Annotated in this window: 15 protein-coding genes, 2 pseudogenes and 1 riboswitch; of the genes and pseudogenes, 12 read left to right on the top strand and 5 right to left on the bottom strand. The window is 72.2% G+C overall.

The window, feature by feature from the left end:
- Positions 1 to 4 precede the first annotated feature (4 nt).
- Positions 5 to 454, bottom strand: a complete 450-nt coding sequence (locus tag BJF79_RS06495) for an SSI family serine proteinase inhibitor (RefSeq protein ID WP_075895460.1) — start codon at positions 452 to 454, stop codon at positions 5 to 7.
- Positions 455 to 503: 49 nt separating this feature from the next.
- Between BJF79_RS06495 and BJF79_RS06490 the strand changes: the two genes are divergently transcribed.
- From BJF79_RS06490 to BJF79_RS66555, 6 genes and pseudogenes are all read left to right on the top strand, one after another.
- Entirely contained in the window at positions 504 to 836 is a 333-nt protein-coding gene (locus tag BJF79_RS06490; RefSeq protein ID WP_075895515.1) for a rhodanese-like domain-containing protein, read from the top strand.
- Between the two features lie 30 nt (positions 837 to 866).
- A riboswitch (TPP riboswitch) is annotated at positions 867 to 984 on the top strand.
- Positions 977 to 2,302: a purine-cytosine permease family protein gene (locus BJF79_RS06485; RefSeq protein ID WP_075895459.1), complete on the top strand. Its 1,326-nt coding sequence runs from the start codon at positions 977 to 979 to the stop codon at positions 2,300 to 2,302. It overlaps the preceding riboswitch by 8 nt.
- Before the next feature lie 85 nt (positions 2,303 to 2,387).
- Positions 2,388 to 4,255, top strand: a pseudogene (locus BJF79_RS06480) (PAS domain-containing protein).
- A 416-nt stretch (positions 4,256 to 4,671) separates the two neighbouring features.
- Positions 4,672 to 5,220, top strand: coding sequence for an ATP-binding protein (locus tag BJF79_RS06475; RefSeq protein ID WP_075895458.1), 549 nt, complete (start codon positions 4,672 to 4,674; stop codon positions 5,218 to 5,220).
- A 99-nt stretch (positions 5,221 to 5,319) separates the two neighbouring features.
- A pseudogene (locus BJF79_RS66560) lies at positions 5,320 to 6,128 on the top strand (ATP-binding cassette domain-containing protein); the annotation flags it as partial.
- A gap of 354 nt (positions 6,129 to 6,482) precedes the next feature.
- Positions 6,483 to 7,283: an ATP-binding cassette domain-containing protein gene (locus BJF79_RS66555; RefSeq protein ID WP_410050058.1), complete on the top strand. Its 801-nt coding sequence runs from the start codon at positions 6,483 to 6,485 to the stop codon at positions 7,281 to 7,283.
- On the opposite strand, the gene BJF79_RS06465 is transcribed toward BJF79_RS66555, so the two are convergent.
- Positions 7,207 to 8,412, bottom strand: coding sequence for an arginine deiminase (locus BJF79_RS06465; protein WP_075895457.1), 1,206 nt, complete (start codon positions 8,410 to 8,412; stop codon positions 7,207 to 7,209). The two genes, BJF79_RS66555 and BJF79_RS06465, sit on opposite strands and share 77 nt — an antisense overlap.
- 57 nt (positions 8,413 to 8,469) lie before the next feature.
- Here BJF79_RS06465 and BJF79_RS06460 point away from each other — a divergent pair, with 57 nt between their 5' ends.
- From BJF79_RS06460 to BJF79_RS06435, 6 genes are all read left to right on the top strand, one after another.
- On the top strand, positions 8,470 to 9,105 hold the full coding sequence (locus tag BJF79_RS06460; protein ID WP_075895456.1) for an MFS transporter: 636 nt from the start codon (positions 8,470 to 8,472) through the stop codon (positions 9,103 to 9,105).
- Positions 9,078 to 9,662, top strand: a complete 585-nt coding sequence (locus tag BJF79_RS06455; protein WP_262401620.1) for an MFS transporter — start codon at positions 9,078 to 9,080, stop codon at positions 9,660 to 9,662. The genes BJF79_RS06460 and BJF79_RS06455 overlap by 28 nt, the downstream gene beginning before the upstream one ends.
- A 235-nt stretch (positions 9,663 to 9,897) precedes the next feature.
- On the top strand, positions 9,898 to 11,082 hold the full coding sequence (gene tuf / locus BJF79_RS06450) for an elongation factor Tu (RefSeq protein WP_075895454.1): 1,185 nt from the start codon (positions 9,898 to 9,900) through the stop codon (positions 11,080 to 11,082).
- A 196-nt stretch (positions 11,083 to 11,278) separates the two neighbouring features.
- Positions 11,279 to 12,178: an endonuclease/exonuclease/phosphatase family protein gene (locus tag BJF79_RS06445; protein ID WP_075895453.1), complete on the top strand. Its 900-nt coding sequence runs from the start codon at positions 11,279 to 11,281 to the stop codon at positions 12,176 to 12,178.
- 50 nt (positions 12,179 to 12,228) lie between these two features.
- Complete coding sequence (locus BJF79_RS06440; protein WP_075895452.1) at positions 12,229 to 13,863, top strand: hypothetical protein; 1,635 nt, start codon at positions 12,229 to 12,231, stop codon at positions 13,861 to 13,863.
- A 7-nt stretch (positions 13,864 to 13,870) separates the two neighbouring features.
- Positions 13,871 to 15,499: a hypothetical protein gene (locus BJF79_RS06435; protein WP_075895451.1), complete on the top strand. Its 1,629-nt coding sequence runs from the start codon at positions 13,871 to 13,873 to the stop codon at positions 15,497 to 15,499.
- Here BJF79_RS06435 and BJF79_RS06430 read toward each other — a convergent pair whose 3' ends face one another.
- The 3 genes from BJF79_RS06430 to BJF79_RS57040 form a co-directional block, all read right to left on the bottom strand.
- Positions 15,500 to 16,888, bottom strand: a complete 1,389-nt coding sequence (locus BJF79_RS06430) for a long-chain-fatty-acid--CoA ligase (protein ID WP_262401629.1) — start codon at positions 16,886 to 16,888, stop codon at positions 15,500 to 15,502.
- A complete protein-coding gene (locus BJF79_RS58705; RefSeq protein ID WP_262401619.1) occupies positions 16,810 to 17,055 on the bottom strand; it encodes a hypothetical protein in 246 nt (81 codons plus the stop codon). The genes BJF79_RS06430 and BJF79_RS58705 overlap by 79 nt, the downstream gene beginning before the upstream one ends.
- Before the next feature lie 87 nt (positions 17,056 to 17,142).
- Positions 17,143 to 17,295, bottom strand: coding sequence for a hypothetical protein (locus tag BJF79_RS57040; RefSeq protein ID WP_187356965.1), 153 nt, complete (start codon positions 17,293 to 17,295; stop codon positions 17,143 to 17,145).
- Positions 17,296 to 17,496 lie beyond the last annotated feature (201 nt).

Here is a 17,496-nt window from a genome sequence, read left to right as displayed (position 1 = left end):
CCGGCTAGCGAATTTTCGGCACGTCGCCGAAGAGCGGGGCGACCTCCGTCCAGCGGTTGAGCTCGCAGCCGTCCTTGCGCGAGAACTCGGCGTCGATCTTCTTCTCCCGCCAGGTGCCCTGGACGGTGGCGGTGGCGGGGCCGCCGTAGATCTTCGTGCACATCTTGCTCGTGACGGGCTTGAACGGGTCCTGCTTCGCGGCGAGCGCCGTGCAGGCCGCCGCGGCCTTCGGGTGGGAGCCGCCGGGCGGGTCGCAGGTGAGCGTCCAGGTCTTGGCGGGGGCCTCCGCGGAGGCCTTGACCTTGATCGTGAGGGTCTCCTCAGGGGAGTCGGACGGCTGCACGGTGGCACTGCCGTCGGCGGAATTGCTCGTGGTGCTTTCGTCGCCGCAACCGGCCAGTGAAAGGATCAGAGCCAGCCCGGACGCGGCGAGGAAGGGCGTCCGATACCGCATGCGTGATTCGACGCGGCGGGGTTCCGCGCGGTTCCATGGAGGAGTGATGATTTTCGGGGACGACGTGCCGGCCGTGCCGGCCACCGAGGTTCCGCAGGACGCCTATCTGCTCGACGTGCGGGAACAGGACGAGTGGGACGCGGGACACGCGCCCGAGGCCGTCCACATCCCGATGGGCCGGCTCAGCGATCGCGCGGCGGAGATCCCCCGCGACCGCGAGGTGTTCGTGATCTGCCGGTCCGGGGCGCGGTCCGCGCAGGTGACCGTGGCGCTGAACCAGGCCGGCTGGCTGGCCAAGAACGTCGACGGCGGGATGAAGGCGTGGTCCGAGGCGGGCCGCCCGATGGCCGGCGAAGGTGAGGGGGAGCCCTACGTGGCTTGACCCGGTTTGGGGGGTTGTACCATCTCCCCGACCGATTTCCGCGGGAGCTCGGGCCTGAGGCCGGGCTGAGAGGGCGCACCCGATGGCGGCGCCGACCGCATGAACCTGTCCGGGTAATGCCGGCGTAGGGAGTGTGTTCCATGGCGTCCGCCGTCGACGAGGTCCCGTACACCCTGGACGAGCCGGCGCCGAAGGTGCTCGGGTTCTGGGACCAGAGCGCGTTCTGGGCCAACCTCGGGGTCAGCCTGCTCGCCTTCTCCGGCGCCTACACCGTGCTGGCGCCGGACGAGGACGGCTTGCCGACGCTGTCGATCGCCGCCGGGATCGTCGCGATGATCGTCGGGACGGTCGTCGGCGGCCTCATGCTCGGCCTCGCCGCGGTGCCCGGCGCGCGGACCGGACGGCCCGCGATGGTGCTGCTGCGCGGGCTGTTCGGCGCGCGGCTGTCGTACGTCCCGACCGTGCTGAACATCGCGCAGCTCATCGGCTGGGGGACGTTCGAGCTGATCGTGATCGCGGACGCGGCGCGGCACCTGTGGGACGGGATCCCGCGGTGGGGGTACGTGATCGCGGCCGGGGTGCTGACGACCGTCCTGACGATCTGGCCGCTCGGCTCGGTGCGGCTGCTGCGCCGGTACGTGACGGCGGCGGTGCTGGTCGCGCTCGTCTACTTCTACGTGCAGCTGATCCGCGAGCCGCTGCCGGATTTGACCGAGGGCTCCTGGGACGGCTTCCTGATCGGCGCCGACGCGGCCCTCGCGGTGTCGATCTCGTGGGTGCCGGTCGCCGCCGACTACACCCGGCACGCGCGCAGCGAGCGCGGGGCGTTCGGCGCGGCCGCCGCCGGATACTCGGTCACGCAGATCGTCGCGTACGTCCTCGGGCTGCTCGCGCTGGCGCTCGCCGGGACGACCGGCAACGTGTTCGACCCGTTCCTCGCGGTCCCGCTGGGCGTGCTGTTCTTCGGCGTGTTCGTGCTGCGCGAGGCGGACCAGTCGTTCGCGAACGTGTACTCCACGGCGGTGTCGATCCAGAACCTCGCGCCCCGCGCGGACCGCCGCGTCCTGACGATCGCGCTCGGCGCGCTGATCACCGTGCTGGCGCTCGTCCTGAACATCGGCGACTACGCGGGCTTCCTGTCGCTGATCGGCTCGGTGTTCGTCCCGATGCTGGGCGTGCTGGCCGCCGACTTCTTCCTCGGCCGCGGCCGGGACGGCTGGGACGGCTCGGCCACCGCGCCGTCGCGCTGGGGCATGGTCGCCGCGTGGGTGATCGGCTTCGTCGGCTACCAGCTGATCAATCCGGGCACGGTGGGCGGCTGGGCCGACTTCTGGACGGACGTCCGGGAACTGCTGCACTTCGCGCCGCAGAGCTGGATGAGCGCGTCGCTGCTGTCGTTCCTGCTCGCGGGCGCGGCCGCGCTGGCCGTCGGCCGGTCGGCGGTTTCGCGCGGCGCACCTCGCTGACGTGGCGTTCTTCCGTTGCCGCCGCGTGAAGAGTGGGAACTTTTCCGTTGCGGTTCCCCGGCGCGGCAACGGGTCCGGTGGCACGATGACAGGCGTGCATCACCACGTCCACGACCCGATCGCGCGGGCGGTCATCGAGAGCGCCGCGGACGCGATCGTGGCCGTGGACGGCAAGCACCGCGTCACCGTGTGGAACCCGGCGGCCGAGCGGATGTTCGGCTGGACGGCCGAGGAGATGGTCGGACGCGTGCCGCCGATCGTCCCCGACGAACTGAAGGCCGAGCACAACGCCGTCCAGGAACGGCTCCTGACCAGGCGGGACGGGGACGGCGGGCAGATCTCGATCGCGACCCGGCGGTTCCACCGGGACGGGCGGCTGATCGACGTCCGCATCGACACGAGCCTGCTGAAGGACCCGTCCGGGACGCTGCTCGGCTGGGTCGGCGTGTACCACCCGGTGGAGGACGACGAGATCGTCCAGCACCACATGACGGAGCGGGCGCGGCTGGTGCGGCGGCTGAACGACATCGTCGCCGACCTGAACGCCGAACTCGATCTCGCGGTCGTCCTCGACCGGATCACCGCCGCGCTGATCGAGCTGACCGGCGCGGACGCGGGCGGGTTCGTCCGGATCGAGGGCGACCGGCTGCGGCTGGTCAGCATGTCCGGGCTGCCCGAGCGGATGCGCGGGACGTCGGCGGAGCTGCGGCCGAGCCTGGTCGGCGAGCTGCTGCGCTCCGGCAAGACGATCAAGCTCGCGACGGGGGACCGGCGGCTCGGCGACCTGATCTGGGCGGAGCTGGAGGGGCTGCACACGATCGCGCTCGGGCTGTCGTTCGTGAAGGACAAGCCGTTCGGCGCCCTCTACGCCCTGTTCTCCGGCCGCAAGGTGGGGCACATGGAGCTCGAACTGCTCGAACTCCTCGCCGGGCACGCGGGCGTCGCCGTCGGCAACGCGGTCGCGTACGCGGAGGTCGTCCGGCAGCGGGCGCACGAGCGCGCCGTGATCGATTCGAGCGCCGACGGCATCGCCGTCCTGGACCACGGCCTGGTCGTCCGGCAGTGGAACCCGGCCGCGCACGCGATCACCGGGATCCCGCCGGACGACGCGATCGGGCGCCCGCTGCCGTTCGAGATGCCCGCGCTCGGCGAGAACCTGACGTACCAGCTCGAATCGGGCACGTGGCTGAACGTGCTGACCGCCGAGATCGAGGAGACCGGCGAACTGGTCCTCGACTTCCGCGACGTGTCCGAGGCCAAGGCCCTGGAGGAGGCGAAGGACCTGTTCCTCGCCACCACCAGCCACGAGCTGCGCACCCCGATCACCGTCGTCCAGGGGTTCGCGTCCACGCTGGTCAACCGGTGGGACGAGCTGCGCGACCCGGACCGGCGCGCCGCCGTCGCCACCATCGCCGAACGCGCGCAGTCGCTCGGCCGCCTCGTCGAGCACCTGCTGCTCGGTTCCCGCGCCGGACGCGACGAGCTGGCCGTCACCGTCGAGACGTTCGACCTCCGCCGCGTCGTCGAGGGCGTCGTGGCCGGATTCCGGTCCCTGTCGGCGAAGCACCGCGTCGAGCTGGAGATCGCCCCCGGCCTCCCGGCCGCGCACGGCGACCCGATGGCGACCGACATCGTCCTCGGGCAGCTCATGGAGAACGCGTTCAAGTACTCCCCGGACGGCGGCACCGTCCGGGTCTGCGCGCGCGCCGACGGCCCCCGCATCGTGGTGACGGTCGAGGACGAGGGCGTCGGGATCCCGCCCGAGGACCACGAGCGGATCTTCGAACGGTTCGTCCAGGGCGCGGGGGCGACCGCCGCCGCTTCGGCGGTATCGGTCTCGGCCTCTACATCGTCAAACGGCTCACCGAGGCCCAACACGGTACGGTCTCCGCGCATCCGGCCCCGGGCGGGACCGGAACGTGCATGCGATTGGTCCTGCGGACCGTCCGCTGACCAGCGAAAAAACGTCGACCGATTACTTACCGTGACGACAGACGCGTGCGACCTGCCGGGTGAGGTCGGCGTGTTCCCCACCGCCGCCGATCTCGTCGCCTGGCAGGGTTTCGATCAGTGGGAGTTCCGGCGCCGGCCACCCGCCGGACCCGAGGGCGACGCAGATAACACGGTTCTGATGAGTAAGGCGGCGGTGGGTGGATAGATCTTTCTTGGCCACAGTTGGTGACGAGATTCCATGGGAGACGCCGTCGAACACCGCAACCGGGGGTGATCACCGTGACCGGAGGGCCGGTGACTCGTTGTGCAGGTGGCAAACTGGAGCGTCCGGGTTTCCGGACATTGTCAACAGGGCATTCCGGTCGTACCGGAAGAGCGCCGGCGGGATCGGTCCGAGCAAGCGAAACGACGGGGAGGTGAGGGCGTCGAGCGTCGTACTGCTGCCACACGCGCCGTCCAGCGTCGCGGTCGCCCGTAAGCGCCTCAGCTCAGAGCTGGCGGAATCGGGCGTCTACGAAGCCGTCGTGGACGATGCCAGCGTCATCGTGAGCGAACTCATCAGCAACGCGCTGCGGCACGCGCGCCCACTGCCGTCCGGCCAGGTCAAGGTCCGCTGGCTGTACAGCGGCGACGTCCTCGAACTGGAGGTCAGCGACGGCGGCGCCATGACCGAACCGCGCCGCGGCCCGGGGACGCTCTCCTCGCTCGGCGGACGGGGGCTCGGCATCGTCGAGGCCCTCTCCGAAGGCTGGGGAGTGCGCCACGAGGAAGGCGCCACCACGGTCTGGGCCGTCCTGCGGGCACCCCGGACGGGCGAACTGAGCGGCGTCGCCTCGACCACCGGCGAGCACGTCGTCATGCCCGACCTGTCCGCCTTCCCGGACCTCTTCGACGAGCCGTCGACCGAAGACTTCTGCGACGGGACCCGCAACGGAGTCCCGAGGACCAGGGCCTTCCCGGCCTGACGCGCGGCCCCGCCGCGGCGGGATAGTTGAAAAGTACACCCCCCGCCTGTCGCGGCCGCCACCGAACCTTGTAGTGTCCTCCCAAGCTCGGGCGCTGTCGTGCCCCCGTCGACACCGCCCGAGCTCCATACTCTCTGCGCCATCCTCGGCGTCAGGCCGCGAGGCGGCCTTCCTTCAACGGACGTCGCGGCGATTGCTGCATCGCTCCGACTCGCCCAGGGCTCGCTGCGCGATCGGATTCTCGCTTCGCTCGAATCCGGCTTCGCTCGCAATCGCAGTGGTTTCGGTCCGCTCCTGGCTGGGGTTAGGGCTGGGGTTCTTTCTCTAGACGAGACGGTTCGTCTTGACTTTGTGGTCGGGTGTTCGCATACTGAAGGGGCGAGACGGAACGTCTCGTCTTGTTTGGGAGGTGGGCTTCTGCGTACTCAACTGGCTCTTGCCGAGGTCACCAAGCGGTTCGGTGATCGCGTCGTGCTGGATCGAACTTCGGTGGTGGTGAAGCCCGGCGAACGTGTGGGAGTGATCGGGGACAACGGGTCGGGCAAGTCGACCCTCCTCCGGTTGATGGCGGGCGCGAGCGGGCGGACAACGGGGACGTCGTGGTGGTCGCGCCCGGCGGCGTCGGGTACCTGCCGCAGTCGCTCGAACTGCCGCCGGACGCGACGGTCGGCGGGGCGATCGACCTGGCCCTGGCCGATCTTCGCGGGCTGGAGGCCCGGATGCGCGAGGCCGAACGAGCGCTCGGCGAGGACATGGACGGGTACGCGGAGCTGGTCGCGGAGTTCGAGGCGCGGGACGGGTACGAGGCCGACGCCCGGGTGGACGCCGCACTGCACGCGCTCGGGCTGCCCGGACTCGATCGGGACCGCGCCCTGGGGACGCTGTCGGGCGGCGAACGTTCGCGGCTCGTCCTGGCCGCCACGCTGGCGTCCGATCCCGAGTTGCTGCTGCTCGACGAGCCGACGAACGACCTGGACGACCGGGCCGTGGCCTGGCTCGAACGGCGGCTCCGCACCCACCGGGGGACGGTCGTGGCGATCACGCACGACCGGACGTTCCTCGAACGCGTCACCACGGCCGTCCTGGAGGTCGAGGGCGGACGGGTGCGCCGGTACGGCGACGGGTACGCGGGGTACCTCGCGGCGAAGGCCGCCGAGCGTGCCGCGCAGGCGCGCGCGCACGAGGAGTGGAAGGTCGAACAGGATCGGCACGCCGCGCTCGTGACCGCCAACGCCGGACGGCTGGTGGCGATCCCGCGCAAGATGACGCAGGCCGGCATGGGCACCGGCGCCTGGCGGGCGCGCTCGCGGGCGCACGGCGCCGCCGGGCGGATCCGGCAGTCGCGGCAGCGGCTGCGGTGGCTCGCCGACCATCCGGCCCCGCCGCCGCCCGAGCCGCTGCGCTTCACCCCCGCGCTGACCACGGCGGACGCGGACGGGGAGGTGGTCGCGGTCGACGGCGTGGCCGTCGCGGGGCGGCTCCGGCCCGTCTCGCTGGCCCTGCGCGCCGGGGAACGGCTGCTGGTCACCGGCCCGAACGGGGCGGGCAAGACCACGCTGATGCGAGTGCTCGCCGGGGAGCTGCGCCCGGACGAGGGCGCGGTGCGGCGCACCGGACGGGTCGGGCTCCTCCGGCAGGACGGTTCGGCGGGCCCGGCGGACCGCACCGTCCTGCGGGCCTTCGCGCACGGACGTCCGGGCTCCCTGGACGACCACGCGGACGCGCTGCTGGCGCTCGGGCTGTTCCGGCCGTCCGAGCTGGGCCTGCGCGTGGGCGGGCTGTCCTACGGGCAGCGGCGCCGGATCGAGCTGGCGCGGCTGGTCAGCGAGCCGGTGGACGTCCTGCTGCTGGACGAGCCGACCAACCACCTGTCGCCGATGCTCGTGGAGCAGCTGGAGGAGGCGTTGGCCGCCTACCGGGGCGCGCTGGTCATCGTGACGCACGACCGGCGGCTGCGGGCCGCGTTCACCGGCTCCCGCCTGACGGTCACGGGGCCTCGCGCAGGATCGGGCAGGACATGCAGCGGGGACCGCCGCGACCCGAGCCGAGTTCGCTGCCGCTGATCCGGATGACCTCGATGCCCGCGGCCTCCAGCTGCGCGTTCGTCTCGATGTTGCGCTCGTAGGCGACGCACAGCCGGGGCGCGACGGCGAGCGTGTTGTTGCCGTCGTCCCACTGCTCCCGTTCGGCGGTGACGGGGTCGAGGCCGGTGTCGATGACCTTGAGCCGGTCGAGGCCCATCGCCGCGGCGGCGGCCTCCAGGAACGGGCGGGGCTCTTGTACCCGCAGGTCGCCGCCGTCCAGCGTGACCGTGTACGCGACGAGCGAGTGCGCGACCGGCGGGTACATGACGACGGTGTCGGTGTCCACCATCGTGCAGACGGTGTCCAGGTGCATGGTGGCGCGTTCCTGCGCGATGGGGACGGCGAGGACGGTCCGGGCGAGGCCCGCGCCGATCACCTGCCGCGCGAGCCGCTCCGCGCCCGCCGGGGTGGTCCGCTCGCCCGTCCCGACCGCGACGACGCCGGGGCACAGCAGCAGGACGTCGCCGCCCTCCAGGTGTTCGAGGGACGGTCCGTACACCGGCCGGACGCCCGCGAAGCGCGGGTGGTGCGCGTAGAGGAGGCCGACGAGGTCGGCCTCGCGGCGCCGCGCGTCCGTCGCGAGGCTCGTCACCGCGACCCGGTCGCCGATCCAGACGCTCTGGTCGCGGGTGAACAGCAGGTTGGGCAGCGGGTCGACGATGAAGTCCTGCCGGTCGAGCAGCCGGTAGACCAGGCCGTGCCCGGTTTTCAGCTCCTCGTGCGCCAGGCCCGCGATCAGCGTGTGCGCGAGGTTCTCGGGGTCGAGGTCGCGCAGGTACCCCTCGACGACGCGGCGGAGCTGGTCGCCGAGCCGCAGGTCGACGACCGCGTCGGCGATCGCCTGCTCGCGCGCGGCGTCGTACTCCAGCGCGTCCTGCAGCAGCTCGGTGACGTACAGGACCTCGACGTCGCGGGAGCGGAGGGCCTCCGCGAACGCGTCGTGCTCATCCTGCGCGCGTCCGGCCCACGGGATGCCGTCGAACAGGAGTTTGTCGTTGTTGCGCGGGGTGAGCCGCTTCAGTTCGGCGCCGGGCCGATGCAGCAGGACGGTCCGCAGCCGCCCGACCTCACTGGTGACCCGGTGCCCGTGCGCTGTCGTCTCCGTCACACTCGCAGTCTAGATCCGGGTTTTCCGAGGTCGTTCGCCCGGGGCACACTGCGGAGCATGATCGGCGTCCATCTGTCCGCGGCCACGCTGCTGCGGGTGTCCGCGGAGGGCGTCGCGACGGCCGTGGTGCTGACCGTCCAGGCCCGGACGGGCGACGCCGCGACCGCCGGGTTCCTGCAGACCGCGATGACGCTCCCGTACGTCCTCAGCGGGCCGGTGATCGGCCACGTCCTCGACCGGACGGCGCGCCCCCGCCGCCTCGCCCTGCTCCTGGCCGCCGGGTACGCCGCCGCGTCGGCCGTGCTGCTGGCGACGGCCGGACGGTCGCCGCTCGTCCTCGCGCTGGCCGTCGCGGCGGTGATCGGCTGCACGGAGCCGATCGTGGTGGCGCTGACGAGCCTGCTGCCCCGGTTCGTCCCGGCGGAGCGGCTGTCGCGCGCGTACGGGCTGGAGGCGTCGAGCTACAACCTGGCGGCGATCGCGGGTCCCGGGCTCGCGGCGGGCGTGGCGTCCGTCGCGGGCGGCGCGTACTCGGGCGCGGCGATCGTCGTGGCGGGGGTCGTCGGGCTGTGCGCGCTGCCGTTCCTGCCGTTCCGCCCGCCGCCGGAGCGGCCGGACGGGGCGCCGCGCGTGTCGTCGATCGTCACCGGCTCGTGGTCGTCCTGGTGCGGGGGCGGGTGCTGCGGGCGCTGACGGTGGCGACGACCATCGCGTGGCTCGGGTTCGGCGGTGTCGCGGTGACGGCCGTCCTGGTCGCGGGGGAGCTGGGGGCGGAGCCGAGCGCGGGCGGGCGGCTGCTGGTGGCGATGGCGGTGGGGTCGTTGATCGGTTCGCTGGCGTCGAGCCGGTTGCTGACGCCGCGGCACGCCGAACCGGTGATGGTCGCGGGGCTCGTCGGGTTCGGCGCGTCGCTGGCGGCGGTCGCGGTGGCCCCGTCGGTGGCGTGGGCGACGGCCGCGTTCGTCCTGGCGGGGCTGTCCGAGGGGCCGGTGTTCGCGGCGACGCTGATGCTGCGGCAGCGGGAGGCGCCGCCGGAGCGGCTCGGCCAGGTCAACACGACCGCGGGCAGCCTGAAGATCGGCGCGTCCGCGCTGGGCGCCGCGCTGACCGCCGTGTCCGCCGGTGCGCTCGGCGCGGACGGCCTGATCCTCGCGATCGCCGCCTGCCAGTTCGCGGGCGCCGCCCTCGGCGTCGTGCTGCTGAACGTGGGGCGCGGAAAATCGATCGACGCCGGGCGGAAGGCCCCGTAATGTCCGGAGCATGTTCTTCGCAGCTGGCACCCGGACGCTCGCAGACACCGTTCTGCTGAGCGCGGTGCCGGCTGCCTCCTTCGTGGCAGCGGCAGCAGCGGCCGACGACGGCCTGCGAAGCTGACCCCTCTCCGCCCCGCTTCCGGAGAACCAGCGGAGGGGGGTGGAGCGAGACGCGTGGACGAGCGGCGTCCGCGCGGGTTCTCACGTTCCAGCCAGGAGTGAGGACGGAATCATGGCCAAGCAGATCTTCGAGCGGGACAAGCCCCACCTGAACATCGGCACGATGGGGCACGTCGACCACGGCAAGACCACCCTGACCGCCGCGATCACGAAGGTGCTCGCGGCGCGCGGGCTCGCGTCGGCCGTCCCGTTCGCGGGCATCGACAGAGCCCCCGAGGAGCGCGACCGCGGCATCACGATCAACGTCGCGCACGTGCACTACTCGACCGCGACCAGGCACTACGCCCACGTCGACATGCCCGGGCACGCCGACTACGTGAAGAACATGATCACCGGTGCGGCGCAGATCGACGGGGCCGTGCTGGTCGTGTCGGCGCAGGACGGTGCGATGCCGCAGACCCGCGAGCACATCGTGCTCGCCCGTCAGGTCGGGGTCCGGCACATCGTGGTGGCGCTGAACAAGGCCGACACGGTCGAGGACGCCGAGCTGCTCGACCTCGTCGAGCTGGAGGTCCGGGAGCTGCTGTCGGAGTACGGGTTCCCGGGCGAGGACGTCCCGGTCGTGCGGGTGTCGGGGCTGCGGGCGCTGGAGGGCGACCCGTACTGGACGGCCCGGATCGGTGACCTGCTCGACGCGATCGACGCGTACGTCCCGGTGCCCGAGCGGGTGCTCGACCGGCCGTTCCTGATGCCGGTCGAGAACGTCCTGTCGATCACCGGGCGCGGCACCGTCGTGACGGGCGTGGTGGCGCAGGGCGCGATCCGGCTGCGCGACGAGGTCGAGGTCGTCGGGCTGGACGAGCGGACGCTGACGTCCGTCGTCACCGGCCTGGAGACCTTCGGGCAGTCGATGGAGCACGCGGAGGCCGGGGACAACACGGCGATCCTGCTGCGCGGCGTCCAGCGGACGGACGTGCGGCGCGGCCAGGTCGTCAGCGCGCCGGGTTCGATCCGGCCGCACCTGCGGTTCCGTGCGCGGGTGCGGGTGCTGACCGCGGCGGAGGGCGGCCGGAGCCGACCGTTCTTCCACGGGTACCGGCCGCAGTTCCACTTCCGCACCACCGACGTGGTCGGCGGCGTCGACCTCGGCGAGGGCGGCATGGCGCTGCCGGGCGACGACGTCGAGATGGTCGTCGACCTGGGCAAGCCGGTCGCGATGACCGCCGGGCTGGGCTTCGCGATCCGCGAGGGCGGCCGGACGGTCGGCGCCGGGAGCGTCGTGGAACTGCTCGACTGACGGGCGGCGGGCCCGTGCCGTACGGCACGGGCCCGGCCCGGGGAACGACACGTTAAGTGGGTTTCGGACATATGACATGTGCTTGAAATGTCATATATTGCGGGACCTAGTCACCGGGAACCGGTGGCGGTCGCGATCTTGATGTGGTGAGATTCCGACGTCACACCCCCCGCAGAGTTCCCCACATGGAGCACGTGTGCGTACCCCCCGCGCCCTGATTCCCCTGCTGTCGGTGTCCGCCGCCGCCGTCGTCGTCACGATCGCCGGCGCGGGAGCCGCGATCAACGGCGTCCCCGGCGGCGGCCCCGCCCACGCCGACAGCGCGGCGCGCGAGGTCGCGTCCGCGACGGTGAACGCGGTGACGTGGAACGTGTGCGGCGAGACGGACCCCGGCTGCCCGCTCGGCGACCGTCCGGACGAGCTCGCCGACCGCATCGCCGAACGCGCGGAGGGGACGGTCATCGGCGGGCGCGAGGTCGAACCCAACACCGTCCTGCTGCAGGAGGTCTGCGGCGGGCAGGTCGAGACGCTCCGGAAGGCGGCCGACCTCGACGCGTGGACCTGGAAGTTCGCCGCGTACCCGGACGCCGCGGAGTGCGCGGACGACCAGGGACGGCTCGGCCTCGCCATCGGCACCGAGTCCCCGCTCGCCGCGACGGAGACGAAGAAGCTGCCCGCCCCGGAGGGCGCCGGACGCATCGCGCTGTGCGGCGACGTCGGCGCGTGGAGCGCCCGCGTGTGCGTCACGCAGTTCACGCCGTCCGCCGGGGACCCGTCCGGCGAGTGGCGGACGAAGCAGGCCGGGGCCCTCGCGGACTTCGCCGGGCCGGGCCGCGTCGTCATCGGCGGCGACCTCGCGGACGGGCCGAAGAGCGCGGCCCTCGACCCCCTCTACGACGCCTACAACGAGTGCGACCAGGGCCCCGGCACGGCCCGGACCGGCGACGAGACGCTGCAGGACTGGCGCGGCACCGCCGTCGAGAAGAACGACTTCATCTTCATGTCGAAGTCGGCGAGCGTGTCCTGCGGGGTTCCGGGCGATCCCGAGAAGTCGTCCGACCACCGCCCCCTTTCGGCGGCCGTCCGCTTCCGCTGACCCGCCCGGAACGCGGGAACCCGCATGATCATCGGCGCGTCCGATCCCCCATGGAGCATTACTGGACCGCCGCAGGGCGGAACATCGACCGCGAGATCCGGGACGTCAGCGGCATCGTCAGCGACTACCCCCTCGGGGAACCCCTCGATGACATCTCCGTGCTCACGTCGGACGCCGTGGACGCCGCGAAGTCCGCTGCGGACCACATCCCGACGCTGCCCGTGCTGGGCTTGGTCGCGGTGGTGCCCTACCTCTGCTGGCGGTCAACGGACGCGGCGCTGAACGCGCGGGTGCGCGAGGCCTTGATAACGGTCGCGGCCGATCTCGGCGGGCTGCCGTGCCCGCACGGCGACGGCGAACACCCCGGCGACTCCGGGGCGAGCCCGGACTTCCTCCTGAACGCGATGGAAGAGCTGGCGGTCACCGACGAGGACGAGGTCGACCTCGACGAGGACGAGCGGGAACGCTGGAACTGCCCGAAGAACCTGGCCGCCCTGGCGGACGACGGCAGATGGGAACTGGAGCGGATGCTCGCCGAGGACGGCGAGGTGGCGCGGGCGGGCGAGGGCGTCTACTCGCCGGAACTCAAGGACATTCCGGACGTCTTCTTCGGGCATGTGAACGGGCGCCACACGATCCTCATCACCAAGAACGAGCGCGAGCGCCCCATCTACCCCAAGTGGCTGATCCGGCCGCTGTTCCGGGTGGTGCGGCGCCAAGCCCCGTGGGAACGGCCCGAGGACGACTATCGCGGGCTCCTCCTGTGGACGGCGCGCGAGTTGCGCGCGCGCCCCGACGGCCCGACCGCCGCGGGCCTGGTGCTGGCGTTGTCGGACGCGTACACGTACGCGATGAGCGACGACGTGCCGGAACGTGCCGTCCGGGACGAGTTGGTCGAGGCGTTCTCGGAGGCGCATCGGGTGCGCCGGGACGCGACTTGCGCGCACGCCGGGGAGCATCCCGCGCTCGACCCGGAGGAGACGCTCGTCGCCGCGGCGAAGCTGTGGGTCCCGGACTACACCGACGAGGAGGTCGAGGCCCGGCCGGTCTCGGCCGAGACGGTCGAGGCGGTCGGCTGCCCCGCGCACCTGCGGGACATCGCGCTGCGCGCCGCGACCGAACTGCGCCGCGACGTGGCCGGACGGTTCGGCCCGTCCGCCGGAGCCGACCTCGACGCCCGGTTCCTCGACGAGGACGGGACCCTGCGGGCCGACCGCGTCGCCCGCGACGTCCGCTTCCACAACGCGGGGCCGGACCCGGAGACGTCCCCCGCCGTCTGGTGCGCCCGCCGCGTCCTGGCCGGCGTCGCTGACCCCCGGGAACGCGCCGCGCTGGTGCTCGCGGTGGCGCACGCGGCCGGGCATCCGCACTGGTACGCCGACCTGCCGGGCGCCGTCGACGTCCTCGCCGAGGCGCTCACCGCGGTCACGGCCGCCGACCCCGGAGAGTGCGGCCACACCGACGGGCACACCGCCGGCGACGTCGCGTCCTACGGAGCGCCCGTGATCGGGCAGCTGATCCCGGTGCTGTTCGACTCGCTGCGCTACCAGCCACCGCCCACGAACCCCGAACGGCGCCCCTTCGTCCGTCCGAACATCTACCGGGACGAGGAGGGGAACGGCGCGACCGCTGGCGGTGCCCCGTGCACCTCGCCGCCGTCGCGCGCCTCGCGCTCGCGGAGGTGAACGCCTGATGGCGCACTACTGGGAAGACGAGGGCGACGACATCGAAAGGAAGATCCGGAGCATCGGCGGCGTCGTTCACGACTACCCTTACGACGACCCGTTCCAGGTCATCGAAGGGCTCGCCGCGGACGCCGAGACCGCCGCGAAGTCGATCGACGAGTGGGATCCGTCGCTTCCGGTGCTCGGGCTGGTCGCGACCGTCCCGTACCTGTGCTTCCGGTCGCAGAGCCGCCGCCTCGTCAGGGACGTGCGCACGTCCCTGGAGGCCGTGGCGGCGAAGCTGGGGGAACCGCCGTGCCCGCACGGCGACGCCGCCCACCCCTTCGGCTCCGAGTACTCCTCGGAGGACGTGCTCTACGCGATGGAGGATCTGGCAGAGGAGGCCGGGCGAAGCGCGGAGGCGGAACTCTGGTCCTGCCCGAGGAACCTGTCCGGGCTCGCGAGCAAGAGCGTCGTGCTCATGGACGAGCTGCTCGCCGAGGACGGGGAGATCGCCCGGGCGGAGGAGGGGATCTACTCGCCCGAGCTCAAGGACACTCCCGATGTCTTCCTCGACTTCACCCACCACCATCACAACGCCCTCTTCACCGACTACCGGCGGGGCCGCGCCATCAGGCCGAAGTGGCTGCTCCGCAGCCTGTTCGAGGTGGTGCGCCGGGAGCCTCCGTTCGACGACGATCCCGACAACGACCATCGCGGATACCTGCTGTGGTGCGCGCGCAGGTTGCGCGCTCGTCCGGACGGTCCCGAGAGCGCGGGGCTCGTGCTGGCGTTGTCGGACGCGTACACGTACTCGATGAGCGACGACGTGCTGGAACGTGCCGTCCGGGACGAGTTGGTCGAGGCGTTCTCGGAGGCGCATCGGGTGCGCCGGGACGCTACCTGCGCGCACGCCGGGGAGCATCCCGCGCTCGACCCCGAGGAGACGCTCGTCGCCGCGGCGAAGCTCTGGGACCCGGACTACACCGACGCCGAGGTCGAGGCCCGGCCGGTCTCGGCCGAGACGGCGGAGGCGGTCTCCTGCCCCGCTCGCCTGCGCGAACTCGCCTTCCGCGCGGCGGACGAGTTGCGGCGCGACGTCGCCGGACGGTTCGGCCCGCGCGCCGACGCGGACCTGGACGCACTGTTCCTCGACGAGGACGGGGCGCTTCGGATCGACCGGGTCGCCCGCGACGTCCGCTTCCACAACGCGGGCCCGACGCCGGAGTCGTCCCCGGCCGTCTGGTGTGCGCGCCGCCTGACGGCCGGTGCGGCGGACGACCGGGAGCGTGCGGCGCTCGCCCTGTCGGTCGTCCACGCGGCCCGGCACCCCCACTGGTACGCGGGGCTCCCCGGCGCCGCGGACGTGTTCGCGGAGGCGCTGGCCGCGGTCGTGGCGGCGGCCCCGCCGGAGTGCGGCCACACCGGCGGGCACACCGTCGGGGACGCCGGGATCTACTCGGCGTCCGAGTTCGCCCAGTTGATCCCGGCGGTCCACGGCTTCCCGCGCTTCCGGGTGCCCGTCGAGCACCCGGAGGACCGCGCCTTCCTCGGCCCGACCGTCAACGGGCAGATCGGGCCGGGGCCCGAACGCTGGCGGTGCCCCGTGCACCTCGCCGCGCTCGCGCGCCGCGCGCTCGCGGAGGCGTCCGGCTGACTAGTGGACCGCCCGGTCGTGGCCCTCCCAGTAGGGGGCGCGCAGGTCGCGCTTGAGGATCTTGCCGGTCGGGTTCCGGGGGATCTCGTCGCGGCGCTCGACCGAGGACGGGCACTTGAAGTGCGCGAGACGTTCCCGGCAGAAGTCGATGACGGCCTGCTCGGGGACGTCCGCGGACATGACGACGATGGCCTTCGGCGTCTCGCCCCACTTCTCGTGCGGGACGCCGATGACCGCGCAGTCGGTGATGTCCGGGTGGCTCATCAGCACGTTCTCGATCTCGGCGGGGTAGATGTTCTCCCCACCCGAGATGATCATGTCCTTGACCCGGTCGTGCATGTAGAGGTAGCCGTCCTCGTCGAGGTAGCCGACGTCGCCGGTGCGGAACCAGCCGCCCTCGGGCAGCGCGGAGGACGTCGCCTCGGGCATCTCCCAGTAGCCCTGCATGTTCTGCGGGGTGCGGCACAGGATCTCGCCGACCTCGCCGACCGGCTGCTCGTTCCCCGTGGCCGGGTCGACGATCTTGAGTTCGGTGACCGCGTTCGGCAGCCCCGCGCTGCGCAGCCGGTGCGTGTTCGGGCCGTCCGGGTCGTGGTCCTCGGGCGGCAGCATGGTGATCGCGCCGGTGGTCTCGGTCAGGCCGTAGACCTGCATGAACGCGCTGTTCGGCAGCATCCGCATGGCGCCGCGCAGGACGTCCTCGCTGATCGGCGACGCGCCGTACAGCAGCAGCCGCAGGCTGGACAGGTCGGCCTCGGCCACCTCGGGGATCAACTGCATGAACTGCAGCAGGACCGGGACGAGGAAGACGTGCGTCACCCGGTGCGCCTCGATCGCGCGGGCGATCAGCGTCGGGTCGGGCTCGCGCGCGATCACGCCGGTGATGCCCTCGTGCACGGCGCAGACCGTGAGGACGTTGCCCGCGACGTGGTACATCGGCATCGCGACCATGAGGACGCTCGACTCGTCGACGTCCCAGGCGTCCTTCACCATGGGCAGCCCGGAGAGGAAGTTGTCGTGCGTGAGCATCACGCCCTTGGGCAGGCCCGTGGTGCCCGACGAGTAGAGCTGGACGAACACGTCGGACGTCGCGATCTCGACGTCCGGCGGCGTCTCGGACGCGGCGTCCATCCAGGCGGCGTAGTCGAGATGGGGGTGGTCCTCGCCGCCGATGACGATCGTGTGGGTGGTGTGTTCGAGCTTGCCCGCCACGGCGTCCAGCACCGGGACGAACTCGGGCCCGACGATGAACACCTTCGCACGCGCGTTGTTGACGATGTAGGCGACCTCGTCGGGCGCGAGGCGGTAGTTCACCGGAACCTGGACGGCGCCGATCCGCGCGGCCCCGAAGAGCTGCTCGGCGTATTCGAGCGAGTTCTTGTCGAGGATGGCGACCCGGTCGTCGCGGCCGACGCGGCGCCCGCGAGCGCGGCGGCGGCCCGGTCGACGCGCCGGTCGAAGTCGGCGTAGCTGATCCGCACGTCACCCGCGATGTAGGCGATGCGGTCGGGGTGCGAGCTCGTGCGCTCGCGCAATTTCTCGGTCAGACCAGGCACGACACGTCCTTTCGCCGATAACCGCACACTTACGGCGCAATCATGCGGCCATCGGCGACCGGCGGCAAGGGACCGGAGTCCTGCTTCTTATCCGCTTCTGGACATCTTGGACACCAGGGTGACGGCGAGCACGACGACCACCGCGACGAGCCCGATGAAGAAGAAGAACTTGAGCATCGACAGGATGGCGCCGACCACGGTGAACAGCAGCCAGACCCCGAGTACGACGCCGAGGATCATCAATATTGTTCGGCCCATACCACCAAGGTATGCCGTACCTCGGACACCCGTCATCACTCTGAAGGACGACCTCGACCCTGAGCGGGCTCGGGGACGCCCCTGAGATCGTCGCCCCGGATCAGGGCGCGGCCGGGGGCTGTCCCGGCGGCGGGGGCTGGTCGGCGAGGCGCGCGACGGCGGCGCGGCCGGGGGCGCCGCGGG

Source organism: Actinomadura sp. CNU-125 (assembly GCF_001942465.1).
Classification (GTDB): domain Bacteria; phylum Actinomycetota; class Actinomycetes; order Streptosporangiales; family Streptosporangiaceae; genus Spirillospora.
Note: the sequence above shows the minus strand (reverse complement) of the source record. Positions and strands in the feature narration are given on the sequence as shown.

Bases quoted from the DNA above. Each gene is read 5' to 3' on its own strand.
- BJF79_RS06495 (WP_075895460.1), bottom strand. From the start codon at position 454: ATGCGGTATCGGACGCCCTTCCTCGCCGCGTCCGGGCTGGCTCTGATC.
- BJF79_RS06485 (WP_075895459.1), top strand. From the start codon at position 977: ATGGCGTCCGCCGTCGACGAGGTCCCGTACACCCTGGACGAGCCGGCG.
- BJF79_RS66555 (WP_410050058.1), top strand. From the start codon at position 6,483: ATGACGCAGGCCGGCATGGGCACCGGCGCCTGGCGGGCGCGCTCGCGG.
- BJF79_RS06460 (WP_075895456.1), top strand. From the start codon at position 8,470: ATGATCGGCGTCCATCTGTCCGCGGCCACGCTGCTGCGGGTGTCCGCG.
- tuf (WP_075895454.1), top strand. From the start codon at position 9,898: ATGGCCAAGCAGATCTTCGAGCGGGACAAGCCCCACCTGAACATCGGC.
- BJF79_RS06440 (WP_075895452.1), top strand. From the start codon at position 12,229: ATGGAGCATTACTGGACCGCCGCAGGGCGGAACATCGACCGCGAGATC.
- BJF79_RS06435 (WP_075895451.1), top strand. From the start codon at position 13,871: ATGGCGCACTACTGGGAAGACGAGGGCGACGACATCGAAAGGAAGATC.
- BJF79_RS57040 (WP_187356965.1), bottom strand. From the start codon at position 17,295: ATGATCCTCGGCGTCGTACTCGGGGTCTGGCTGCTGTTCACCGTGGTC.